The organism is Kitasatospora sp. NPDC088134, from assembly GCF_044741705.1.
Classification (GTDB): domain Bacteria; phylum Actinomycetota; class Actinomycetes; order Streptomycetales; family Streptomycetaceae; genus Kitasatospora.
Genome location: NZ_JBIUTD010000020.1, coordinates 99,746 through 115,353, shown reverse-complemented (window position 1 = coordinate 115,353; position 15,608 = coordinate 99,746). Strand labels below are relative to the sequence as shown.

The 15,608-nt window shown below is 74.0% G+C and carries 16 protein-coding genes; 2 read left to right on the top strand and 14 right to left on the bottom strand.

Going from position 1 to position 15,608, the window contains the following annotated elements:
• Positions 1 to 138: 138 nt before the first annotated feature.
• Positions 139 to 2,052, top strand: a complete 1,914-nt coding sequence (locus ACIOHG_RS26950) for an ATP-binding cassette domain-containing protein (RefSeq protein WP_400954215.1) — start codon at positions 139 to 141, stop codon at positions 2,050 to 2,052.
• Between the two features lie 27 nt (positions 2,053 to 2,079).
• Here the strand turns inward: ACIOHG_RS26950 and ACIOHG_RS26945 are convergent, their stop codons facing one another.
• Both ACIOHG_RS26945 and ACIOHG_RS26940 read right to left on the bottom strand, forming a co-directional pair.
• Positions 2,080 to 3,072: an MvdC/MvdD family ATP grasp protein gene (locus tag ACIOHG_RS26945; RefSeq protein ID WP_400954214.1), complete on the bottom strand. Its 993-nt coding sequence runs from the start codon at positions 3,070 to 3,072 to the stop codon at positions 2,080 to 2,082.
• Between the two features lie 8 nt (positions 3,073 to 3,080).
• Positions 3,081 to 3,263, bottom strand: a complete 183-nt coding sequence (locus ACIOHG_RS26940) for a hypothetical protein (RefSeq protein WP_400954213.1) — start codon at positions 3,261 to 3,263, stop codon at positions 3,081 to 3,083.
• 229 nt (positions 3,264 to 3,492) lie between these two features.
• On the opposite strand from ACIOHG_RS26940, the gene ACIOHG_RS26935 reads away from it, so the two are divergent.
• Complete coding sequence (locus tag ACIOHG_RS26935; RefSeq protein ID WP_400954212.1) at positions 3,493 to 4,782, top strand: helix-turn-helix domain-containing protein; 1,290 nt, start codon at positions 3,493 to 3,495, stop codon at positions 4,780 to 4,782.
• 203 nt (positions 4,783 to 4,985) lie between these two features.
• On the opposite strand, the gene ACIOHG_RS26930 is transcribed toward ACIOHG_RS26935, so the two are convergent.
• The 12 genes from ACIOHG_RS26930 to ACIOHG_RS26875 form a co-directional block, all read right to left on the bottom strand.
• Positions 4,986 to 6,515: a hypothetical protein gene (locus ACIOHG_RS26930; RefSeq protein WP_400954210.1), complete on the bottom strand. Its 1,530-nt coding sequence runs from the start codon at positions 6,513 to 6,515 to the stop codon at positions 4,986 to 4,988.
• 279 nt (positions 6,516 to 6,794) lie between these two features.
• Complete coding sequence (locus ACIOHG_RS26925) at positions 6,795 to 7,274, bottom strand: hypothetical protein (protein WP_400954209.1); 480 nt, start codon at positions 7,272 to 7,274, stop codon at positions 6,795 to 6,797.
• A 264-nt stretch (positions 7,275 to 7,538) separates the two neighbouring features.
• The gene (locus tag ACIOHG_RS26920; protein WP_400954207.1) at positions 7,539 to 8,042 is read right to left on the bottom strand and encodes a hypothetical protein; all 504 of its coding nucleotides are present in this window, start codon (positions 8,040 to 8,042) and stop codon (positions 7,539 to 7,541) included.
• Positions 8,043 to 8,124: 82 nt separating this feature from the next.
• Entirely contained in the window at positions 8,125 to 8,967 is an 843-nt protein-coding gene (locus tag ACIOHG_RS26915; RefSeq protein WP_400954242.1) for a glycosyltransferase family 2 protein, read from the bottom strand.
• 38 nt (positions 8,968 to 9,005) lie between these two features.
• Complete coding sequence (locus ACIOHG_RS26910; RefSeq protein WP_400954205.1) at positions 9,006 to 9,755, bottom strand: dTMP kinase; 750 nt, start codon at positions 9,753 to 9,755, stop codon at positions 9,006 to 9,008.
• Complete coding sequence (locus tag ACIOHG_RS26905) at positions 9,748 to 10,620, bottom strand: nucleoside phosphorylase (RefSeq protein ID WP_400954203.1); 873 nt, start codon at positions 10,618 to 10,620, stop codon at positions 9,748 to 9,750. The genes ACIOHG_RS26910 and ACIOHG_RS26905 overlap by 8 nt, the downstream gene beginning before the upstream one ends.
• Entirely contained in the window at positions 10,617 to 11,558 is a 942-nt protein-coding gene (locus ACIOHG_RS26900) for a hypothetical protein (protein ID WP_400954201.1), read from the bottom strand. Before ACIOHG_RS26900 ends, ACIOHG_RS26905 begins: the two co-directional genes overlap by 4 nt.
• Before the next feature lie 97 nt (positions 11,559 to 11,655).
• Positions 11,656 to 12,234, bottom strand: coding sequence for a hypothetical protein (locus tag ACIOHG_RS26895; protein WP_400954200.1), 579 nt, complete (start codon positions 12,232 to 12,234; stop codon positions 11,656 to 11,658).
• A gap of 10 nt (positions 12,235 to 12,244) precedes the next feature.
• Entirely contained in the window at positions 12,245 to 12,991 is a 747-nt protein-coding gene (locus tag ACIOHG_RS26890) for a hypothetical protein (protein WP_400954198.1), read from the bottom strand.
• On the bottom strand, positions 12,981 to 14,057 hold the full coding sequence (locus tag ACIOHG_RS26885) for a hypothetical protein (protein ID WP_400954197.1): 1,077 nt from the start codon (positions 14,055 to 14,057) through the stop codon (positions 12,981 to 12,983). The genes ACIOHG_RS26890 and ACIOHG_RS26885 overlap by 11 nt, the downstream gene beginning before the upstream one ends.
• Before the next feature lie 477 nt (positions 14,058 to 14,534).
• A complete protein-coding gene (locus tag ACIOHG_RS26880; protein ID WP_400954196.1) occupies positions 14,535 to 14,945 on the bottom strand; it encodes a hypothetical protein in 411 nt (136 codons plus the stop codon).
• Positions 14,946 to 14,988: 43 nt separating this feature from the next.
• Positions 14,989 to 15,531 carry a hypothetical protein gene (locus tag ACIOHG_RS26875; protein ID WP_400954194.1) on the bottom strand — a complete coding sequence of 181 codons (543 nt, stop codon included), beginning with the start codon at positions 15,529 to 15,531 and terminating at the stop codon, positions 14,989 to 14,991.
• Between the last annotated feature and the right edge of the window lie 77 nt (positions 15,532 to 15,608).

Genomic DNA, 15,608 nt, shown 5'->3' with positions numbered 1-15,608 from the left:
GCCGGCGCCCGGTGCTCGGGGCGGGCGGCTCGCTGTCCAATGGCGAGAAATCGTCACGTTCTGTATCTGTTCGAGTTCGACGGGTCGTAGCCTCCTAGGGTCGCCCGGCTTCCAGGGCCGCGCGAAGGAGGAGGCGTGATGGACGCGGACCGCAGCGCACCGGCCGAGCCGGCCGAGGACGGCGGCGAGGAGATGCAGTTCGTCCATCCGACGGCCGATCAGGCCGACGCCGTGGAGGTGATGACGCCGCGGCAGATGCGTCGCAGGTTGCCGCTCCTGGTCGGCCGGGTGTTCGTCCTGGCGTGGCGGGTGGACCGCCGGGCGACCGCCACCCTGCTGGCGTGCCAGGTGGCATCGGGTCTGCTGGCCGCGCTCGGACTCCTGGCGACCGCGTCCGCGCTCACCGAGGTGGTCGCGGCGGCGGCCGATCCCGCCAGGGTGTGGCGGGCGGTGCCGGCGGTACTGGTGCTCGCCGGTGCGGCCGGGGCGCGGGCGCTGCTGACCTTGGCGGTCCAGGGCCTGGTGCAGCGGCTGGAGCCGAGGATCTACCAGGAGGCCGGGCTGGAGCTGATGCTCGCCGGCTCCAGGACGGAGATGGCCGTCTACGACGACCCCGGCTTCGCAGACCGCTACGAGCAGGCGGAGCGGGGAGTGGAGCAGGCCCAGGTCGCGCTGGGGCAGGCACAGTACCTGGTGTCGGCGGTGGCCGCTCTGGGGGCGGCGGCGGCCGTGGTGGCCTCGCTGTACCCGTTGCTGCTGGTGCTGCTGGCGGCCGGCGCGGTGCCCCGCGTGTGGGCGGCATTGCGGGCGGAGCGGATCACCTACACCTCGATGGCGGAGATGTCGCGGGACCGGCGGGTGCTGTACGTGCTGCGGTGGTGGCTGACGGGCGCCGACCAGGCGGACCAGGTGCGTACCGACACGGTCGCGCCGGTGCTGCTGGAGCAGTACCGGCGGGCCGGCCTGCGGGTGCGGGCCACCACCGACCGGGCGGTGGCGGCGAGGTTCCGGGTCGGCGTGGCGGGGGCGCTGGCGTCCGGGGCGGGGTCGGCGGTGCTGTGGGCGGCGTTGCTGGGTCTGCTGGCGACGGGCCGGATCGGTACGGCGGTGGCCGGGACGGCGGTGGTGGCGCTGCGGGAGGCGGGCCTGGCGGTGCAGAGCCTGGTGGTGCAGGGCAGCGCGCTGATGCTGTCGGGGCACTACATGGACGACTGGGAGCGCTTCGTGCGGGCGGCCGACGAGCAGCGGGTGGATCGTACCCGCGGCGCTCTCGTGCCGGGGCGGCCGGCGCGCATCGCCCTGGAAGGCGTGGTCTACCGGTACCCGGGCACGGAGCGGGACACCCTGCGGGGCGTCGACTTCGAGGTGCGTGCCGGGGAGGTCGTCGCGGTGGTCGGCGAGAACGGGTCGGGCAAGTCCACCTTGATGCGGCTGCTGTGCGGGCTGAACCTGCCCACCGGCGGCGCAGCCCGCTGGGACGGCCGGGAGATCGGGGAGTACGACGCCGAGGCGCTGTGGCGGTTGTGCGGAGTGGTTCCGCAGTCGTTCGCGCGCTGGCCGATGTCGGCGAGGGAGAACATCACGTTGGGGCAGCCGCACCCGGACGGGGACGCGGCGGTGTGGCGGGCGGCGAAGGCGTCCGGCGCGGACGAGGTGGTCGCCCGCCTGCGGTCGGGCCTGGATACGCTGCTGGCGAAGGCGATGTGGGGCGGTCAGCCCTTGTCGGGGGGCGAGTGGCAGCGGGTCGCGCTGGCCCGCGCGCTGCACCGGGCGAGCGGCCTGCTGGTGCTGGACGAGCCGACCTCCGACATGGACCCGCGGGCCGAGCACCGGGTCTTCCAGCAGTTGCGGGAGGCCGCCGACGGCGCGGCCGTCGTCCTGGTGACGCACAACTTGGAGAACACCCGCGTCGCCGACCGGATCTACGTCTTGGCCGACGGCCAGGTGGTCCAGCACGGCTCCTGGGACGAACTCTCCCAGGAGGAGGGCCGGTTCCGGGAGCTCCTGCTGCTGCGCGGCGACCGGCCGGCGGCTGCCGGAACCACCCCGTAGGGCCGCTCCCGGCAGCCGCCGGTGCCGTTAGGCGCCCGTCTGGCCCGCGGTGGCGTGTTCGGCGTCGGCCTGGACGAGCAGGTCGGCGACCGCGCGGGCGATGGGCTGCCCGGTCGAGTACTCCACGAACGCGAACTGCCCGTTCGGGTTGCACTCCAGGAAGTGCCACCGGCCGTCGGTGTCCACCATGAAGTCGAAGGCACCGTAGAGGAGTTGGAGCGAGGCGAGGTAGGCGAGGACGCCCCGGTGGATCTCGTCGGGGACGTCGACGGCGGTGTAGGAGATCCGGTCGGTGTGCTGGTAGGCCCGCCAGTCGGCAACCTCTGCGGGGCGGCCGGACGGGGAGTCGATGCGGGCGGCGAACAGCTGCGCGCCGACCGCGACGAGCCGGACCTCGTAGAGCGGCTCGATCCGGCGCTGGAGCTGGCAGAGCGCCTGGGCGACGGTGTCGTCCACCTCGTGGGGGGAGACCTGCCAGGTGTAGACGATCAGCGGCTGGCCGGGTGCGTCGTCCGCGTCGCGCTGCGGAACCCCCCGCAGCGTCTTGATCACGGTCGGGGCCTCGGACACGAACTTCTCGGCGTCCGAGGGGGAGTTGGTGACGAGGGTCTCGGGGACCAGCAGCCCGCAGGCGTGGGCGGTGGAGAGCTGGAGCGGCTTCAGCGACGCGCTGCGGTTGAGGTCCGGGCGGTTCAGCCACAGCGCCGGCAGCGAGTACAGCACACCGTAGAGGCCCTCGTAGCACTCGCTCGACGCCCACTCCGCGTCCTCCGGCCGCATCCCCGGCGCTCCGGCCAGCGGCGGGTTCGGACGCCGGTTGTAGACGGCGGAGACCTCGGACAGGTCGACTTCCCGGTGCGCGGTCGTCAGCCGGCCGCGCCAGCGCCCCCCGTCGAAGCGAGCGGTCATCTCGATGGCGTTCGGGAGGTCCCCCGGGTCCAGGCGGACCACGGGGGTTCCCGTCGCGCCCAGTTCCCGGACCACCATGTCGGCGGTCGGGTCCAGATCGCGAGTGAGCACCAGGATCATCAGTCGCCGTCTTCGCTGTTGATCATCGTGGTGGTGTGGGCGGTGCCGGCCAGCGCCTCCCCGTGGGTGTCCAGGAACGGGATGCCGTCGAGCTCGGACATCTGCGTCTGCGGGTTGTAGGTGACCGTGGCGAGCAGCGCCGCGTCGCTGCGGCCGGGGCTGGCGTGCTTGAGAGCGAGCATGGTCGTTCCTTCCTGTCGGAGCGAGTCTGCTGGTGCCGGCCGCTCGCCCGTCGACTCCCGGGTTCCGCGGCCGTGCCGTCCACGAAACCGTGCCGGGGCGGGGCGCGGTGATCCACGGTCAGCTTCTGCACGCCGCGTGCAGAGCACGCACGCGCCATGTACAGCCCGTAGTGCGCCAACTACCCTTTGGCTGCACGTGCCGCTCTACCCCTCACCCACGGGAGGTCCGGTGGCCACCGACGCGCAGTGGAACACCGCGCAGGTCCGGGCGCTCGTCGTCGGCCGCGACCCCGGCGGCCTGATCCGCCTGGGGCGCCAGCGCCTGAGATGGCGTCAGGCCGATCTCGGGGCCCGTATCGGCTGCTCGCCCTCGACCGTCTCGCGCCTGGAGCAGCACGGCCACCGCTCGGACGTCGCCCTCCTGCGACGGGCGGCCGAGGCCGTGGGCGTTCCGCCGCACCTGCTGGCCGCGTCGTTGGGGCTGAGCACCGCTGCCCCCACTAGAGTTGACCCGTCAGGCCGCCGTGCCGAGGAGGACCCGATGCACCGCCGTTCCCTGCTCGCAGCCGCCGGCCTGGCCGCCCCCGTCTCGATGATCGTGGGCCTGAACGACGCCTTCGCGCAGGGTGCCGCGCGGCCCGCCGTGCCTTCCGTACCGCTGGATGCCCGCATCGCCGCGGCCCGCGCCCACTTCGACGCCGGACGGCACACCCAGCTCCTCACCGCCCTGCCCGGCCTGCTGGCCGACGCCCACCGGGCCGCGAGGAGCCGCGAGGAGTTCACCCTCGGGCGCCTGTCCACCCTGTACGTCCTGGCCTCCCAGGTCCTCACCAAGACCGGCAACTACGACCAGGCCCGCACCACCACCGACCGCGCCATGGTGTACGCCGACCTGTCCGGCTCCGCGATCGCCGCCGCCGCCGCGGCCCGCGAGATGAGCATCATCCTGCGCCACCAGGGCGAGGCCGCCGCCGCCCAGCACCACATCATGACCGCGGTCGCCCGCGTCGAGGCCACCGGCCTGAAGACCGACGCCCAGTCCTCCGCCTACGCCCAGATGCTCTGCACCCAGGCGTACACCCACGCCGTCGCCGGCGACCGCGCCCAGGCCCTGACCATGATCCAGGACGCCCGCAGGGCAGCCCGCTCCCTGCCCGACCGGGCCCCCGACGGACGCCTGTTCCCCCTCACCCCCGCCGCCGTGCAGCTGTACGCGGTGGGAGTCCACTGGGCGCTGGGCGACGCCGGCACCGCACTCGACGTCGGAGCCACCCTGCACCCCGGCCAGTTCCCCACCGCCGAGCGCCGGGCCCGGATGCACACCGACCTCGCACGGGCCTGGTGGCAGCTCGGCAAAGCCGACCGGACCGCGGCAGCACTCCTTGACGCCGTCCGGGTTTCCCCCGCCGAAGTCCGGGACCGGCCCGCCATCCGGACCATCGCCGCCGAGTTGCACAGCCGCCACGCCAGAACACCGGGCGTGCCCGAGCTGGCGAAGGCGGCCGGGCTGCACGGCTGAGCAGTCCGAGCCGGCCTCCTCCCGGCCCGGCGTCGGTGCGTGCCGGGAGGCCCGCGCCCACGGCGCGGGACAGTAATCTTGAAGTTCTCCGTGGGGTAATCCGGAACAGGCAACTTACAAGCTGTCGGCGGCAGCGGACGAGACCTACAACCCGGTGGCGGACCCCGTCCGTACTCATCGAGGGGAACTGCGGTCGGCCGGCATCAAGACGGGTTCGGGCATGGTGTCGAGGGATCGGCGCAGCGGCACCCTGCGCCCGGCATCTCGCCGGGCAGGGCCGCCCGGACGGTGGCGATGTAGAGCCAGCCGCTCTCCGGGGCGAGTCCTGCACGGCTGTAGTGGCTCTCCTGCTCCGGGACGAGACCGAACGACAAGCCGTCCTCCTCCAACCACCGCCGCCGGTGGGCCAGCACCCTCACGTGCGTCCTCTCGGCGCTGTCCCACAGCACCTCGCCGACCGCGGGCCTGATGGGCAGGTCGGGAATCGTCCAGGTGCGGGCGCCGGGCGCGGCGGCCCGCAGCGCGGCGGCGAAGCGGCGGCGCCAGGCCACTCCGGCCCGGCCGAGCGTCTTCTCCTCGGCGGCGGTGAGCCCGACCAGCGCTGGTCGGGCACGGGGTGCGGGGTCCAGCGGCACCTTCAGCAGGTACGGCAGGCCCGGCACCTCGTCGGACGGCGCCACCGCGGGCCGGAACGGGACGGTGGCGATCGTGCCGGCGATCAGGGCCAGGGCCCGGTAGTCGTAGGGGTCGTCGGTGGCGGGGACGAGGTACAGCGCGAACCGCCGGCCGTCGCGCAGGAGCTTCCCGACGGCCCGCACCGGCGGGTGCTCGGCAGCGACCGGGCCGACGGCCGCGGCGACGACCCTGTCCTCCTCGCGGACGGTTTCGGCTTCGGCCTCCTGCCGCCGCTGCTCGGCCGCCGCCCGGGCCCTGCCTTGCTCCACCAGCAGCGCGGTGTTCTCGGCGATGGCAGCGTTCGCGGCCTGGAGCTCCTCCCACGTCCGCTGGGGGTTGACGGTGCAGCGCAGGTAGGGGAGGTGGCGGGTCCGCCACTCGGCCGATCCGGGATCGTCCCCGTCGCGGATCAGGACCTGGTGGGCGTCGCCCCGCACCACGCTGCGCCCGCAGTCCGTGCACACTTCGCCGTCCCGGGCGCCGCGCGGCGGGCAGGACGGCCAGTGCTCGACCGCACCTTCCGCCTTCGCTCCGCCGACCGCCGGGGCCTGCCGTCCGGCACCGGCACGCACCTGCTGGCCGCACCAGCGGCACTCCCCTGCGGCGCTGTTCGGACAGATCACCTCGGCCGGGGGCCCGGGGGGCGGCGGGTGCTCGGCGAGCAGCTTCTCCAGGGTGCGAAGGGTGGTGGGCCCGCACGCCGAGCGGGCGCTCTGGTAGTGCCGCCGCCACAGCTCCATCAACCCGTTGGCGGTGGCGAGCAGGACGGCGACGTCGGCATCCTCGTCCACCTGGGGGCGTTGTCCGCGACCGCGCGGGAGGGCGGGACCGAGCGCGCACCGGTCGACGGTGATGACCAGCGTGCCCACGGCCAGCACGGCGTGCCCGCCGGCCGGCAGGCGCTCGCCCCGGACGGCGAAGCCGCCCTGCTGCTCGCGGTCGACCGAGGCGACGGCCCGGCGCCAGCAGGCCGCCGGCCGTGCTCCGGCCGGGGCCGGCGGGACGGCGACCTCGACCGTGGAGGTCTCCGCCGCCGGGTTCGGAATCGTCTCATCCACGGCCCCTCCCGGCGTCCGCGCGAAGGCGGGCGGGGAGCAGCAGGCGGGCTTCGGTGCGGCCGGGGCGGAGGTCGTTGGGCGGCTCACCGAGGAGGAACGGACGGTTCATCAGCAGCTCTCCGAGCAGGGGGGATCGAGGCGGTCACGGCACCGATCCGGTGCCGGAATCCCTCCAGGGCTGATAACCGGCTCTCACTCTAGCGGTCCGCCGAACCCCGGTGGGGCGGGGTCGGCGGGGCGCGGCCCGGAGCGGCACGATCGGTGAGCCGGGCCGGCCGGTCACACTCCCCGTCGGCTCCACTGGGGGTCCGGTACCCGCCTGTAGACGAAAGCGCTGACCATGGAGCAGAGGACCGTCACCGTGAACCGGGTGCCGCTGCACTGCCCGGTGAACCACTGGTAGATGATCCAGGCGGACACCCCCAGGTGGACCACGCCGAGCACGATGGTCGCGATGCTGATGACGATGACGGCTTCCGGGGCACGCCGCCAGCCGCGTCGGGCCACCTCTTTCTGGACTACGGCGGTGGCGGGGAGCAGCGTGGTGTAGGCGACGATGTAGATCGTGAAGAACAGGTTGCTCACCAGCTTGTCCCTCTGGCTGAGGAGAGAAACCGCCGTGAGGATGAGCGCCGCTGCGGACACCACGCCGAGAGCGATCAGGGGCGGCGTCCACCGCTTGAACAGCCGGTCGAACTCGTATGCCCGGTCGCGGAGTTCGATGAGTCTGAACTCCCGATCGACCTCTTGCTGGTCCACGATCGAACCTCCATGTTCGTGTAGCAGCACAGTAGACGAGCTCGAAGCGGCTGTTCGGCCGGTCGGAACGTCCGGTCGACCGCGGCCACTCTGCCCGTCGCCTCCGCCTGCGCTCCGGTGCCGGCGTGCAGGCGAACCGCTGAGCACCTACGCGGCCACCGCGGAGGCAAGCAGGGCGTGGGCCGCCAAGTCGGCCGCCCGGGGCCGGAGCTGGAGGACTTCGGTGGTGCGGTCGGCGGTGGCCAGCCGGACGCCCGGGCGCGGTCACCAGGTGACGGGGACGACCTCGCGCAGCAGCCGCATCGTCGCCCGCGGCGTCAGCGTGCCCGCCTCGCCGCCGATGCGGTCGGCGTGCACGACCAGCATCTGTGCCGCCGAGGCCCGGCGGATCTCAGCAGGGGCAGCTTCCCAGACCTCGCGGGCAGCGGCCGATCCGAGCGCCCGGAACTCCGCCCACAACCGGTAGGTCAGGGCGGTGACCTTGTCCGGCGTCTCCGCGGCCTTCCGCAGCCGGGCCACCGTGTCCGCCTCGCCGACGGCGGAGGGGCGGCCCGCAGCTGGGCCGAGCAGCACCAGCGCGCCTGCCCACAGCGCCCCGGCCTCCTCCAGCGCTTCGACCAGGCCGAGGACGGTGTCCGCGGACGGCTCATCGACCACCGACTCCACCGCCGCCTCAACCAGCGCTTCGACCGCCTCCAGCGACAGGGCCGGATGGCCCGGTGCCAGGCTCGTCGCAGGGGCGTCCGGCCTGTCGGAAGAAGTCGTCATGCCGCCACCGTACTGACTGCCGGTCCCGGGCCTGAGGTGGCCGGAGGTCTGGCCGGGCTCGCTCCGCCAGGTGGCATGGGCATCACACGATGGGGGGACGCCCTGCCCGGGTCAGGTGCCACACGGTCCCCCAGGACATCGGCCGGCGCTCGCCGTGGCCACCGCGAAGGCCCTCACGGAAGCCCGTGAACCAGGTGGTGAGGCTGGCGCGGGAGCGCAGTCGGGCCGTGGTGATCAGGACCCAGACGCCCAGGTAGAGGGGGACGAGGGGGGCTGGAAGGCGACGGTAGGCGAGCCAGACGCGATTGCGGGCGACCAGGCGCAGGTAGAGGGCGTGGCGGGCGGGGTCGCTGGCGGGGTGGTGGATGACGATGTCGGGGGCGTACCAGCCGGTGTAGCCGAGGTCGGCCAGGCGCCAGCAGAGGTCCAGGCCCTCGTGGTACAGGAAGAAGTGGCCGGGCCAACCTCCGGCCTGTTCGTAGGCGTCGCGGCAGATGAGGACGACGCCTTCGGCCATGACCGTGACGGTGCCGGGGCGGGTGGGATCGCCAGCGCGTAGGCGGGGTACCCAGCGGCGGACGGTGATGCCGGTGTCGGGGTCGGCGATGCGGGGCTGGACGTAGGCGGCGCCCGGGTGGCGGCGGGCCTGGTCGACGAGCCGGGCGAGGACGGCGGTGTCGGGGATGTGGGCGTCGTTGTCGAAGAAGAAGATGAACTCGCCGGCTTCGGGTCCGGCGAGGGCGTCGGCGCCGACGTTGCGGCCTTCGGGGATACCGACGTTCTCCGGCAGGACGACGGTCTGGACGCCGTCCGGAACGTGGTCGGGGGTGCAGCCGTTACCGACGATCACCACGCGCAGGTCGACGTCCTGCTGGGCGAGCAGCGAGGCCATCGCCTTCGGGAACTCGGCCGGGCGGTCGTTCATGGTCAGCACCACCGCGTCGATGGTGGGCTTGTCGGTACTCACGGGGCCTCCGGGGCCGGTCGGGTGGACGGGGAAAGCTGGTCGGCGATGAGCAGGTGGAGCTCGGTTGCGGCCTCGGCGACGGTTCGGTGGCCGCCGTTGGTGATGGTCGGCCAGCCGCGTTCGGCGGCCACCTGGCGCAGCTGGTCGGCGATGTGCTCGGTGAAGTCGCCGAACCCGTCGGGGTCGTGGCTGTCGGGGCCGGTGCGGTCGAGGTAGGGGTCGGGGCAGCCGGCCGCCCGGTACCAGGCGACGCGGTCGTGCAGGGCTGCGTCGACCAGCACGGTGAGGTGCTGGTGGGCGGGCAGCGGTGAGGGCGGCAGCAGGCGGCTCTGCCAGGCGGTGAGGGCACGATGCTGCTCGGAGTCGAGGTCGAGCGCGACGGTGGCTTCCAGGGCGAGCCGGGCCCGGGTCTTGTCCCACCAGCTCTCGGCGATGACGATGGCCCCTGCCCGGACGGCCGGTGTGATCTGGCTGCGCAGAATGGTGGCGTACTGGGTGGCGGCGGCCAGGCTCAGGACTTCCCAGCCGGCGGCGGTGGCAGCCTCGGAGCGGAACAGCGCGTTGACGGCGCGCACCAGCTCAGCGTGCGGGCCGTCGCCGTCGGGCCGGGCGCGGTCGATCCGGTGCACGGTGCGGCCGGTGGAGGCCAGCAGCGGGACGAGGTGGTCGGTGACGGCGGTCTTGCCGGAGCCGTCGGCGGCCTCGATCACGACGAACAGGCCCGTGCCGACCGGGTGTTCACCCACCGCTCGCCTCCCGCTGCTCGTCGTGCCGGGAGACCACGGTATCGGCCCCGGGAGGCGCCGGGGACACGCTGGTGTTCGTGAGGACGTCGAACACGGCCGTCAGCAGCAGCTCCAACGCGGCCGTGGTGTCCGGGGAGTCGGTGCGCGGCGTGCGGTTGACCAGGGAGTCCGCAACCGCGAACGCGGCGGCCGTCGGCAGGTGCCGGTGGCGGCCGACCGCGAACAGGGCGGCGGCTTCCATCTCCACGGTCAGGACGCCGTGCCGGGCGTACAGCTGCGCTTCGGCGGCGCTCTCCCGGTAGAGGGCATCAGTGGTCCACGACGCCCCCCGGCGCCACCGGGTGCCGCAGGCGTCCAGAGCCGCGGCTAGGGCGGCGGTCAGGTGCGGGTCGGGGTGGGCGAAGTGGCCGGGCGGCAGGTAGTGGCGGCTGGTGCCCTCGCCGCGCAGCGCCTTCTCGCACAGCACCAGGTCTCCGGCGCGCAGCTCGGGGACGAGCGCGGCGGCGGTGCCAAGGGAGACGATCGCGGGGACACCGAGCGCGGTCAGCTGCTCGGCAACCAGCGCGGTGGCCGGCGCCCCGGCTCCCAGGCGGGAGCACAGCACCACGTCGCGCCCGCGGTGGCTGATCACGTGGAGGTCGGCGCTCGCCCACCCGTCCAGGACCCGCGCCTCGGGATGGGCGGCCAGGGCCTGGCGCAGCAGCCGGCCCTGGTGCACGAGGACGACTCCGGCGGCTCCGGCGAGGGTGGCCCCGGGGTGACGGTTGCGGACGTAGGCGGCGTGCTCGGCGGGGTCGGTGACCGCGGGCAGGGTGTGCTTGCCGGGCAGGAGAGCGCTCAGCGCGGTGCGGCGCTGAGGGCTCATGCCGGGACCGCCGTCGCGGTGCGCGCGCTCAGGGCCGCGGCGAGTGCGCGTTCCTGGTTGGCGGGGACGGTGTCGACGGTGTGCCAGGGCAGCAAGCCGGCGTCCATCGCACGCAGGTGGTGCTCGAAGGTGACGCCGTGGCGGGCGAGCGCCTGGTCGAGCTGGGCCTTGGTGAGGCGGGTGAAGTCGGTGCCGGCGTCGTGGAGGTCTTCCAGGGCGCGGCCGACGCGCCGGTCACCGCGGTCGCAGACGGCTTCGAGCAGCAGGCGGGAGTGCTCGCCCCACAGGACGCGGAAGCGGTCGTGGTCGGGGCCGGCCAGCGCGGTGAGGCGCTCGCGGATCGCGGTGATCCAGTCGTCCACGAGGTCGGGGTCGGCCATCGGCAGACGCTGGCTGACGGTGCCGGGCTTGGGCATGAACTGCTGGATCTTGACGATGACGGCGCCGTCGGGGCGGCCCAGGCGCCGGAAGACGCGCAGGGCGTAGTCGGCGATGGCCAGGCGGTCCTGTTCGCTCTCGCCCGGGGCGCCGACCATGAAGTAGAGCATCACCGTGCCGAAGTGGCTGCGGGTGCGGCACAGGTCCAGGGCGCGGCCGACCTTGGCCTCGTCCATCGTCTTGCCGAAGAGCTGCACCAGGTCCGGGGCGGCGAACTCCGGGGCGATGGTGAGCACGCCGCGAGGGGCCTCCAGGCTGAGTTCGGTGAACAGGTGGCCGGGGTCCAGTCGGGCGACTGCGTCCAGGTAGCCGGGGGTGACCTCGTCGGCGCGCACCGAGCCGATGATGACGCTCACCGGCTCCTCCGCCCGGTCGGCGTAGGCGGCGATCCGGTCGAGGAGGGCGTCGCGGTGCCGGTACTGGGTGAAGGTCGGCGAGCTGATGATGATCGTGCGGATGCGCCCGGTGTGGCTGGTCCGGGGCCGCGACGGCTCGATCACCGCAGGTTTCCCGGCCGACCACCGCTGACCGCCCGCCGGACGGGGCCGACGATGTGGTGGCCCTCCGGGCCGGGCCGCCACACCGTCCCCGCGTCGGCTAGAACAGCTCCGCGGCCAGGCAGAAGCGGGCGGCGTGCCAGAACAGGTGGACGTCGAGCGGCCCGTGCTCGGGGCAGTCGTGCCGTAGGGGGGCCAGGCCCCCGCACGGCGCTCTGCCGCAGGTGCACTCCGGGCCGGGCGGCGTCAGCCCGGTGGCGTGCGAGTGGACGGTCTGCGGTTCGAGTTCGTCCGGGTCGGCCAGGTCGTACTGCTGCTGCTGGCGGGGCGTTTCGGTGGTGCGGTCGCGCAGGCCGTAGGTGCCGTAGCGGTCCCGCCCGGCCGGACCGGGGGCGACGCGGGCGGCGACGTCGCGGCCGTGGCCGCCCAGCCCGCGGTGCTCGATCTGCGGCGGGCCGGCGAGCAACGCGGTGGCCCAGTCGGGGCCCGGCCCGTTGTCCGTGCCGACGGTGAACGGGCCCAGCCGCAGCGTCCCGTCCTCGGCCCGCATCTCGGAGAGCTCCAGCAGCATCTCCATCACGCGGGGAACGGACAGGCGGCGGCTGCCGGCGAACCGGGCCAGCCGGGCCGCCATGTAGCGGTCAACGGTGATCTCCAGCCGCATGGTACCGGTGGTCATCGAGTCTTCGTCAAGCACCGTGCACCGCCACGGGGTTGAGGTCGTAGCCGAGTCGGGCGTCGATGGTGGCGGTGGCCTCGTCCAGGCGGCCCTTGTGCGGCTGCTCGGAGATCCGGCCGGTGGAGGTCCGGCAGTGATCGTTCCGCTCGGCTCTGCACTTCGGCGACGGGCACACCGTCTGGAGCACCTCCTGCCGGATCGCCTGCTCGCGCTCGGCCGCGCGCCGGGGCCGAGCGGCCTTCGACTCCACGAAGACCACCCCGTGCATTGCTTCGGGGAACGTGGTCGCCTCCGTCTCCCGGCCGAAGCGGCTCTGCCGCCACGCCGGGGCGTCCGGGTCGTGGGCGGCCACCAGGTCGGCGAGCATCTCCAGCTGGCGGATCGTCGGCACGACGGTCGGCCCGCCGTAGGACTCCCGCCGCTCCCCGCCGCGCGCGGCGGCTCCCCAGCGCGCACCGTCGGGCATCACCGCGGCCAGCGGCACATCACCGGCGACGATCGCCGTCAGGTACTGCGCCGTCTTCGCGAAGGCGGCCAACTCGTTGGCGTGCCGGTTCAACTGGTCGATCATGTCGGCGAGTTCGACCGGCTGGGCGGGGGTCTCGGCGGCGCGGGCGAGTTGGGCGAGCAGCACGCCGGCGCCGGAGAGGTGGAGGGTGATCTCCTCCAGGGTGATGTGCTTGCCCGTGCGCAGGTGGGCGGTGTCGGCCGGGACGGCAGTGGCCTGCGCGGCGTAGGTGGCGAGGTCAGCGGACATCGGCGCACAGCTCCTCGGTCAGCGCCTGCTGACGGTCGGCGGGCCAGCCGGAGGCGAGTACGGCGATGCAGAACAGCAGCCGCAGGACGCCTAGACCGGTGTCGGCTGCCACGTCGTCGAAGTCGTCGAGGAGGGCCTCGGCGCCCGTGCGGCCGTGGGCGATGTAGGCGGCCAGCAGCAGGTGCAGGATGGTGAGCGCCGGGGCCCGGAGGTCCGGGGGCGGCTGCTGGCGGTAGTACCGCACGGAGTCCTCGATCCCCGCCCCGTACGCCCCGCCGGAGAGCACGTACTGGGCCAGCAGCAGCACGGCCTCGCGGACCGCGTCCGGGCCCCGCTCGGCCAAGGTGTCGAAGAGGTCGTGGGCGTGCTCGGTGATCCGGTCCTCGACGGTGCCGGCCACGGCGGACTGCAGCAGCATCGGCAGCGGGATGCCGTCGGCCAGCTGATCGGCGCTCAGGTAGACCAGGCCCTCGCCGGCGAAGGGGTTCTCCGGGGGCGCGGTGGCCTCCGGCAGGTCGTCCTCGTCGTCGGCGGCGTGCTCCTCCCGCTCGCCGACGAAGGGCGCGGCGGCCTCCTCGGGCACGGCTCCCAGCCTGGCCCACAGGTCGAGGGCGTCTTCCAGGACATCGCGTAGTTCCTCCTGCGACAGGCTCTCCAGGAGGGCGAGCATCGGTGCGGCGGGGGCCTCGCCCTCGAAGGCGCTCTCCAGCATCCGGCGGCCGGCCTGCCACAGCTTCACGGAGGCGGGGGACAGGAACCCGATGGAGGGCAGCAGGCTGAACGGCGTGCCCGCCAGGGTGGCCACCACGAGGCGGTCCCCGGCGAGCACCGCCGGGATCGCGGTCTTCTGGCACGGTCGGCACCCGGCGCGGGCCGCGCTGACCAGCGCGGCGGCGGGGGCGAGGTTGACCTGCCTGGTGACGCCGTAGGGGCGGGAGTCCAGGACGCCGAAGTCCGGGGCGGGGTGGCGGTGGGCGGTGCCGTTCACGACGGCGGCGTGGGGTACGCCGGTGGCCGCCGTCTTCCGGCGGGCGGCCTGCTTCTTGGATCGGTTGCTCTTGGGCACGGGCTGCCTTCCAGCGCGGTGCACGGTCCCGCGACCCGGCCCGCGCGCAGCATCAGCGCAGAGCACGAAGGGTGGACCTGATGGGTGATCAATTCGCGCGGTGCGAGAGCTCTTTCGGCTCTTACCACCTTGACCGCTGTGCCGCCCCTCGCGGGCAGGTCGGCGGGACTCGGGCTCGGCGCGCTGGCCCATACCTCTCAATAGGTACAGGAACACTGTAGCGCTACCGGGGTGCCTGCGGGTAGAAAACTCGTAGTTGTCCGAATACGGGGCGCTACAGGCCCGTCCCACTGGCGCCCGCCTGTCCGGCGGTCCCCCGCCGGGCGAGCGCCGGACGGGCTTCGCAGAGCCGACCGACTGCGGGCAGGGCCGTCCACCCCCTGTCGGCCAGGCCGTCCGGCAGGCCAGCGGGCCGCCTTCGCCGTCAAGCCGGTGCGGCTGCGCCGTACGCCCGGGCCGGACGTAGAGCGGTGGCGGTCACCGCCGGGGCGCGAGCGACGCGAAGCCGACCAGGATGTCGACCGCGGTGTTCGCCGCAGCGCGGCGCGCACCCGGGAGGAGCCGCTCGCTCGTGCGCAGCATCAGCGCGGGGTCCGGCGAGGTCCGGGCCAGCAGCCGGAAGGGCAGGGCCGCCCGGCCGGGCAGGGCGTCGACGGTGAGGTTGGCGGGAACGAGACCCAGCTGCTGCGCGGTGAGCTCCAGCGTGAGGAGGACCAGCCGGGCGGTGGCCGGGGCGCTCGCCGTCAGCAGTGTCAGCTGCGCGTCCTGGCAGCTGGCGCAGCCGTGGTAGGCGGCGCCCAGGATCTCCATGATCTGCTGGTCCGCCGGGTCGCCGCCCGGCGCGCCCGCGGCCAGGCGGAGCGGGAAGGGGTGCTGGTGGTCGCTCATCGGTGCCTTCCGCCGTGGTGGACCGGGTGTGCCGTTCGGGCGGTCAGCCGGCGCTCTGCGCCGCCTCGAACAGCCGGGGCGCCTGGGGGTCGGACCAGTCGACGCGGCGGACGACGTCGTAGGACCAGGCCCGCCACCCGTGGATGCTGCTGTCGAAATGCCCGTGGAGCTGGACGGTCTGGATCGTGAGGGGGCGCCGGTCGGTGTCCCACTCCAGGACGGCGGTGACCGGCGAGCCGGCCACGACGGCGTGGTCGCGGTGGGCGACGCGGCTGGTCCAGGCCGGCGGCGTGTTGATCCGGAAGTACGGCGGGTCCTGGTGCTCGGACTTCCAGGTGAAGACGACGCCCGGGGCGGACCGGGCCGGGTCGGTGACCACCAGGGCGGTGGGGACCGGCGGGACGGCCAGCGGATTGTGGCCGGGAAGTTCCGATCCCCGCCACAGCCGGGCGTAGACCCTGTCGGTGCCGCTCCTGCGCATCCGGGCGAGGTCGGCTTCGAACAGCTCGACGATCCGGGCGCGGACCGCCTCCCCGATGGCCTCCCGGGCCTGGCGGACCGTCATCACTACCGCCGTGCCGGCCACGTCGTGGCTCCCGTCCTCAACCGCGGGGCCGACGACCTGGTCCCGTTCTATGCTACCGGGCGGCCCGGGGGCGGTGC

Coding starts and splice junctions, on each gene's coding strand:
- ACIOHG_RS26950 (WP_400954215.1), top strand. CDS start 139: ATGGACGCGGACCGCAGCGCACCGGCCGAGCCGGCCGAGGACGGCGGC.
- ACIOHG_RS26940 (WP_400954213.1), bottom strand. CDS start 3,263: ATGCTCGCTCTCAAGCACGCCAGCCCCGGCCGCAGCGACGCGGCGCTG.
- ACIOHG_RS26920 (WP_400954207.1), bottom strand. CDS start 8,042: ATGACGACTTCTTCCGACAGGCCGGACGCCCCTGCGACGAGCCTGGCA.
- ACIOHG_RS26915 (WP_400954242.1), bottom strand. CDS start 8,967: ATGAACGACCGCCCGGCCGAGTTCCCGAAGGCGATGGCCTCGCTGCTC.
- ACIOHG_RS26905 (WP_400954203.1), bottom strand. CDS start 10,620: ATGAGCCCTCAGCGCCGCACCGCGCTGAGCGCTCTCCTGCCCGGCAAG.
- ACIOHG_RS26895 (WP_400954200.1), bottom strand. CDS start 12,234: ATGACCACCGGTACCATGCGGCTGGAGATCACCGTTGACCGCTACATG.
- ACIOHG_RS26890 (WP_400954198.1), bottom strand. CDS start 12,991: ATGTCCGCTGACCTCGCCACCTACGCCGCGCAGGCCACTGCCGTCCCG.
- ACIOHG_RS26880 (WP_400954196.1), bottom strand. CDS start 14,945: ATGAGCGACCACCAGCACCCCTTCCCGCTCCGCCTGGCCGCGGGCGCG.